The organism is Mesorhizobium sp. M0998 (assembly GCF_040318885.1).
Taxonomy (GTDB): Bacteria; Pseudomonadota; Alphaproteobacteria; order Rhizobiales; family Rhizobiaceae; genus Mesorhizobium.
In genome coordinates this window covers 183092-189592 of sequence record NZ_JAMYND010000010.1, presented here as the reverse complement: position 1 = coordinate 189592, position 6501 = coordinate 183092, and the positions used below count along the sequence as shown (strand labels likewise).

The window sequence follows — 6501 nt, the reverse complement described above, 5'->3', positions numbered from 1 at the left end:
CGACGCCAAGACCGTAGTAGGCGGCCGCCGGCAGCTGTTCGGCCTCGGCGGTGCGGTTGACGATGTTATAGAGCGGCTGGCTGGCTACCGGCCGGTCGATGCCGAGTTCATCGGCCAGATGCGCGACTTCGGCGATGCGCCAGCCACGAAAGTTGGAGACGCCGAAATAGCGCAGCTTGCCCTGGCGGATCAGGTCGGCGATCGCCCGCACCGGCTCTTCCAGCGGCGCATCGAAGACGGCGCGGTGGAAGTAGAACAGGTCGATATAGTCTGTTCCCAGGCGCCGCAGGCTGTTCTCGACCGTCTGGATCACCCATTTGCGCGAATGGCCGCCGAGATTAGGCCCCTTGTCATGCGAGTTGACGAACTTGGTCGCCACGACCCAATGATCGCGCGTCACCTTGATACCGCGACCGACGACTTCCTCGGACTTGCCGTTGTGGTAGACGTCGGCGGTGTCGATGAAGTTGATGCCTTGCTCGCGCGCCTTGTCGATGATGCGATGCGCGACCGTCTCCTCGGTCGGCCCGCCGAACATCATCGTGCCCAGGCTGAGCGGCGAAACCTTCAGGGCGCTGCGGCCAAGATAGCGGTAGTCGGACATTTTTCTGCTCCGTTGAATTTCAGTTGATGGTTGGTTCGGCGTAGTGGCAGGCGACATGGTGTCCCGGCGCGATCGCTCGGAACGCCGGTTCCTGCGAACGGCACAGATCGGTCGCCAGCGGGCAGCGGGTATGGAAACGGCAGCCGCTGGGGATGTTCTGCGGGCTTGGCAGATCGCCATGGATCGGCGCGGCCTGACGTCGGCGCGCCGGGTCCGGCACGGCATCCATCAGCGCGCGCGTGTAGGGATGCTTTGGCGAGGTCCACAGCGCCGCATTGTCGGCGCTTTCGACAATGCGTCCGAGATACATCACCAGCACCCGGTCGGCGAAATAGCGAACGACTGATAGATCGTGCGAAATGAAGAGATAGGACAGGCCGAGCTGACGTTTCATGTCGACCAGCAGGTTCAGAATCTGCGCCTGGATCGAAAGGTCGAGCGCCGACACCGGCTCGTCGCACACAACCAGTTCCGGATTGAGGATCAGCGCCCGGGCGATGCCGATGCGCTGGCGTTGCCCGCCGGAAAATTCATGCGGGTAGCGGCCAAGCGAATCCCTCGGCAGACCGACACGCTCGATGATGTCCTCGACGATGGTGCGCCGCTCGGCCGTGTTGCCGATGCCATGGACCTTCAGTGGTGCTGTCAGGATGTCGCCGATCGTGTGGCGCGGATTGAGCGATGCGAACGGATCCTGGAAGATCATCTGGATATTACGGCGCGCCGCCTTCAGCCGGCGCGTGTCGAGAACGGTGATGTCGGTGCCGTTGAACTCGATCCTGCCGCTAGTCGGGTCGACCAGCCGCATGATGGTCTTGCCTAGCGTCGATTTTCCGCAACCGCTTTCGCCGACGAGACCAACCGTCTCGCCGCGTCCGACTTCGAGGGATACGCCATCGACGGCGCGCAGCGTGCCGCCCTGGGCGTGGAAATGGGTGGAAAGGTCAGAGACCGAGAGCAGCGCCATGCGCAACCTCCGGAATGAAGCTGTAGGGGCAGGCGACTAGACGATCCTCGCTCACCTCGACGAGGTCGGGTACGAAATGGGCGCAGCTGTCGCGCGCCACCGCGCAGCGCGGGCGGAACGGGCAGCCCTTTTCGCCGGCGGCCGAGACGATACTGCCGGGAATCTCCGTCAGCCTGGCGTCGCGGTAGTGGAGATTGGTCTTCAGCCGCGGCGACGCCGCCAGCAGGCCGCGCGTATAGGGGTGAAGGGGTGTTCTGAACAGTGCGTCCGGCAGCGCCTGTTCAACCTTGCGGCCGGCATACATGACGACGACCTTGTCGGCCCATTGTGCCACGACACCAAGATCGTGGGTGATGAGCATGACAGCCATCGACAGTTCGCGGCGCAGCGTATCGAGCAGGTCGAGCACCTGCGCCTGGATGGTCACGTCGAGCGCCGTCGTCGGTTCGTCGGCAATCAGCAGGCGCGGCCGGCAGGCGACGGCGATGGCAATCATGATGCGCTGGCGCATGCCGCCGGAAAGCTGGTGCGGATAGTCATCGATGCGCCGCTGCGGATCGGGAATGCGAACCAGATTGAGAAGCTCGATGGCACGGTTCCGCGCTGCCTTGCCGCGTATGCCTTCGTGCAGCGTCAGCACCTCGGTGATCTGCCGGCCGATGGTCAGCACCGGATTGAGCGACGTCATCGGCTCCTGGAAGATCATGGCGATCTCGCGTCCGCGCAGGCTCCGCATAGCCTTCTGGTCGAGACCAAGCAGATCCTTGCCGGCGAATTCGATCCTGCCATTGGGTATTTTCGCCGAGCGCGGCAGAAGCTGCATCAGGGCGAGCGCGGTCAGCGACTTGCCGGAGCCTGATTCACCAACGATCGCCAGCGTCTCGCCCTCACCGACCTCGAAGCTCAGCCGGCTGACCGGCTCGGCGGTCGGGAAGCGAACCGTCAGATTGTCGATCCTGAGCAAAGGAGCCGCCATCTCTATCGCTCCTGTGAGAAGCGCGGGTTGAGCGCGTCGTTGAGGCCGTCACCGATCAGGTTCAGCGCCAGCACGGTAAAGACGATCGCCAGTCCCGGAAGCGCTGTCAGATACCAAGCGGTGCGGATCAATTCCCTGCCCGCTCCGATCATCGAGCCCCAGCTGACGACGTTGGGATCGCCGAGGCCCATGAAGGACAGCGCCGATTCCATCAGGATCGCGGTCGCCACCATCACCGACGAGGTCACGATCAACGGCGGCAGCGCATTGGGCAGGATCTCGCGGAAGATAATGCGGACATGGCCGTAGCCGAGGCTGCGGGCGGCCATGACGAAATCCTTCTCGCGGATGGCCCGGAACTCGGCGCGGGTCAACCGCGCCACCGTCGGCCAGGTGATGACGGCGATCGCCACTGTCACGACAGGCGCGGTCGGCTGCGCGATCGCCACCATGACGACCAGCAGCACGAAGCTCGGTATGGTCTGAAAGATCTCGATCAGGCGCACCAGCAGGTCGTCGATCCAGCCGCCGAAGTAGCCGGCGGCGGCGCCGACCAGGATGCCGAAGCTGAGGCCGAGCGCGGTCGCCACCAGGCCGACGAACAGCGAAATCCGTGCGCCATGCAGAATGCCCGAAAGCACATCGCGGCCCATGGAGTCCGTGCCCAGTGGGAAGGCTGGGTTCTGGCCCGGCCACAGGAAGGGCCGCGCCACCATCGATAGCGGATCGGCCGGATAGAGGACTGGTGCCAGCAGTGCGGCCAGCACGACCAGTGACAGGAACACAACGCCGAACATGGCGTTGGGATTGCGCAGGAAAACCTTCAGCGCACGCCCGCCAGCGGCTATCGGCACCGACGCTGCCGAAGCGGAGCGTGCGTCGGGCGCGTGGAGATTGCTCCAACTCTTTGCCTCGGGTTCAGGCGGTGCCGCGGGCCCGCGGGCATCGGCATGGAGACGGCGGGAACGGGCATCGCCCGCGGCGAAATCGGTGGAAGCCATCAGCGTACTCCGATGCGGGGATCGAGCCAGGCGTGCAGAAGATCGACGGTCGCGTTGGCGATGATCACCAGCAGCGACGACAACAGAAGGATGCCGAGCAGCACGGTGAAATCGCGGCCCATGACCGCTTCGAAGGCGAGACGCCCGAGGCCGGGCCAGGAATAGACAGTCTCGACAACCACGGCGCCGCCGAGCATGCCGCCGACATGCATGCCGGCCATGGTGGTAATGGGGATCAGCGCGTTGCGCAGGACATGGCGAATGGTGATGATGGCCGGCGGCAGGCCCTTGGCTGCGGCGGTGCGCACGTAGTCCTGCGACTGGACCTCCAGCATCGCCGCTCGTGTCAGCCGCGCATAGATCGCCACGTAGAACAGCGCCAGCGACAGTGCCGGCAGGATCATGTAGCGCGCCCTGTCCCAGAGCCCGGCAAGGCCGGTCAGGTTGCTGCCGATGGTTCCCGAGCCGCCGCTCGGCAGCCAGCCGAGCTTGACCGAAAACAGCACGATCAGCATCAAGCCGATCCAGAAACCCGGGATTGAATAGAACAGCAGCGAAATAACGGAGAGCACACGATCCGGCAGGCGCCCGGCAAACACCGCCATCACCGATCCAAGGGCGAGGCCGAGCACAATGGCGACGGCCAGAGCCACCGCCATCAGCACTAGCGTGCCGGGCAGCCGCTGGCCGATCAGGTCGGCGACCGGCATGCCGTAGCGCGGCGAAAAGCCGAGGCTGAAATGCGCCAGATTGTAGAGATAGTTGAACAGCTGGACGAGAAGCGGATTGTCGAACCCGAAGCGCTGGCGAAGCGCCGCCATCGTTTCGACAGTGGCCGAGCCAGCCTCGCCGGCCATGACATCGGCGGCATCGCCGGGCGCGAGCTGCAGCAGGAAGAAGTTCAGGATGACGATGCCCAGAACGGTCGGCACCGCCTGGATGGCGGTGCGCCGGAAGGTTCTGCCAATGCGCGTCAGGGTCGACATCGTTTTCGCTATCCCGGCTGTGGCTGACGATGCGGGTTTGCTGTTTCCCGGAAAGTTCCGCGCTTTTTAGTTGACAAGATTTATAGACATTGTCAAACCTGATTTAAGAAATTTTATCCTGCAAATGGCTTCATTGCAGAATAGAATTTTATTTCATACTACAAACTTAGCTGTTTGAAGTATGAAATCTTAAGCGCGGGAGCAGGTCGGCCAAATCTTTTCGCAAACGGGCCCGCTCTTGGAACGACGGATTTTTAGCCTGGCGGCCGACGATCGGCCGATCGGGTCCGGCAGCAAAAAAGGACCAGGACGCTATGTCTCATTTCCTCAGTCCGAACCGCCGCAGGTTCCTCGGCATCTCGGCGGCCGCGCTCGGAGCGACCCTGTTGCCTGCATCGCGCAGCGCCTACGCCGCCGAGCCGAAACAGGGTGGAACGGCGACGCTGGTGCTCTCGGCTGAGCCGCCTGTGCTGACGACCATCGCCCACACGGCATTCAATTCGGTCTACGTCTCGGCAAAGACCACCGAGGGCCTGCTGACCTATGATTTCGATCTCACGCCGCGCCCATCCCTGGCCAGACAATGGTCAGTCAGTGGCGATGGGCTGCAATACACCTTCAAGCTGCGCGAAGGCGTGAAGTGGCATGATGGCCAGCCGTTCACCGCCGCCGACGTCGCCTATTCGATCACCACGATCAGAGAGGTTCATCCGCGCGGCCGCAACACCTTCCTCAACCTTGTAGACATCCAGACGCCGGATCCGCTGACCGTAGCGCTGGTTCTGTCGAGGCCGGCGCCTTACTTGATCACGGCCCTGGCTGCGGCCGAAACGCCAATCGTGCCGAAGCACCTCTATGACGGCACAAAGGCAGCCGAAAATCCGGTCAACGTCGCTCCGGTCGGCACCGGCCCGTTCGTCTTCAAAGAATGGGTGCGCGGCAGCCACATCGTTTACGAACGCAATCCTGACTACTGGGACGCACCGCGCCCCTATCTCGACCGGTTGATCGTGCGCTTCATCCCGGACGCTTCGGCGCGCGCGCTGGCGCTGGAGACCGGCGAGATCGATCTGGCGCCGGCAACGCCGATTCCGTACAGCGATTTGCAGCGTTTTGAGACGCTGCCGCATATCGGCTTCGAGAAGCAGGGCTACCAATATTCCAATGGCATCAGCCGGGTCGAATTCAACCTGGAGAAAGCCTATTTCCAGGATGTTCGCGTCCGCCGTGCCTTCGCCCATGTCATCGACCGCAACGTCATCCGCGAGACGATCAACTATGGCTATGGCGAAACCATTCCAGGCCCGATCAACCCCAATCTGAAGAAGTGGTTCGTCGCCGACCTGAAGACCTATCCGGTCGACACGGCCGCCGCCGATAAACTGCTCGATGAAGCAGGCTTGCCGCGCGACGCCAACGGTACCCGGCTCAAGCTTGTCCACGACTATGTCCCGAGCGGCGAAACCTACAAGCGCGGCGCCGATTACATCAAGCAGGCATTGGCCGCGGTCGGGATCGAGGTCACCGTGCGCAGCCAGGATTTCGCCACCTACACCAAGCGCATCTACACCGACCGCGACTTCGACTTCACCTTCAACGGCATGAGCAATCTGTTCGACCCGACGGTAGGCGTACAGCGCCTCTACTGGTCGAAAAATTTCAAACCCGGCGTGCCGTTCTCCAACGGTTCGAAATACAGCAATGCCAAGGTCGACGAACTTCTTGAAGCGGCCGCCGTCGAGGTCGACCACGAAAAGCGCTTCGAGCAATGGGCCGCGATCCAGCAGATCCTTGTCGAGGACCTGCCCGATATCGGCATCGTCAGCCAACCGGAAATCACCCTCTACAACAGGCGCATAGCCGGTCACACGGTGGGCGCCGAGGGCAATGCCGGCTCCCTCGCAACCGCCCATATCGTCGCCTGAGCCCTGACCCGTGCGCGGTCCTTCGCACGGGTTCCCTTCCTC

General features: G+C 63.0%; 6 protein-coding genes. 1 reads left to right on the top strand and 5 read right to left on the bottom strand.

The window, feature by feature from the left end:
• The 5 genes from NKH59_RS12630 to NKH59_RS12610 form a co-directional block, all read right to left on the bottom strand.
• The coding region (locus NKH59_RS12630) for an aldo/keto reductase (protein WP_352918378.1) at window positions 1-604 on the bottom strand (604 nt) is incomplete at its 3' end.
• A 19-nt stretch (window positions 605-623) separates the two neighbouring features.
• Window positions 624-1571: an ABC transporter ATP-binding protein gene (locus tag NKH59_RS12625; protein ID WP_352471355.1), complete on the bottom strand. Its 948-nt coding sequence runs from the start codon at window positions 1569-1571 to the stop codon at window positions 624-626.
• Window positions 1549-2547, bottom strand: coding sequence for an ABC transporter ATP-binding protein (locus NKH59_RS12620; protein ID WP_352471356.1), 999 nt, complete (start codon window positions 2545-2547; stop codon window positions 1549-1551). The genes NKH59_RS12625 and NKH59_RS12620 overlap by 23 nt, the downstream gene beginning before the upstream one ends.
• A gap of 2 nt (window positions 2548-2549) precedes the next feature.
• Window positions 2550-3548, bottom strand: a complete 999-nt coding sequence (locus tag NKH59_RS12615; RefSeq protein ID WP_352471358.1) for an ABC transporter permease — start codon at window positions 3546-3548, stop codon at window positions 2550-2552.
• Entirely contained in the window at window positions 3548-4534 is a 987-nt protein-coding gene (locus NKH59_RS12610; protein WP_353022121.1) for an ABC transporter permease, read from the bottom strand. The genes NKH59_RS12615 and NKH59_RS12610 overlap by 1 nt, the downstream gene beginning before the upstream one ends.
• Before the next feature lie 314 nt (window positions 4535-4848).
• Between NKH59_RS12610 and NKH59_RS12605 the strand changes: the two genes are divergently transcribed.
• Complete coding sequence (locus NKH59_RS12605) at window positions 4849-6459, top strand: ABC transporter substrate-binding protein (RefSeq protein ID WP_352540160.1); 1611 nt, start codon at window positions 4849-4851, stop codon at window positions 6457-6459.
• Window positions 6460-6501: the final 42 nt, after the last annotated feature.

What these genes read in the sequence shown, in the direction of transcription:
- NKH59_RS12615 (WP_352471358.1), bottom strand. Translation starts at nt 3,548, where the DNA reads ATGGCTTCCACCGATTTCGCCGCGGGCGATGCCCGTTCCCGCCGTCTC.
- NKH59_RS12620 (WP_352471356.1), bottom strand. Translation starts at nt 2,547, where the DNA reads ATGGCGGCTCCTTTGCTCAGGATCGACAATCTGACGGTTCGCTTCCCG.
- NKH59_RS12625 (WP_352471355.1), bottom strand. Translation starts at nt 1,571, where the DNA reads ATGGCGCTGCTCTCGGTCTCTGACCTTTCCACCCATTTCCACGCCCAG.
- NKH59_RS12605 (WP_352540160.1), top strand. Translation starts at nt 4,849, where the DNA reads ATGTCTCATTTCCTCAGTCCGAACCGCCGCAGGTTCCTCGGCATCTCG.
- NKH59_RS12610 (WP_353022121.1), bottom strand. Translation starts at nt 4,534, where the DNA reads ATGTCGACCCTGACGCGCATTGGCAGAACCTTCCGGCGCACCGCCATC.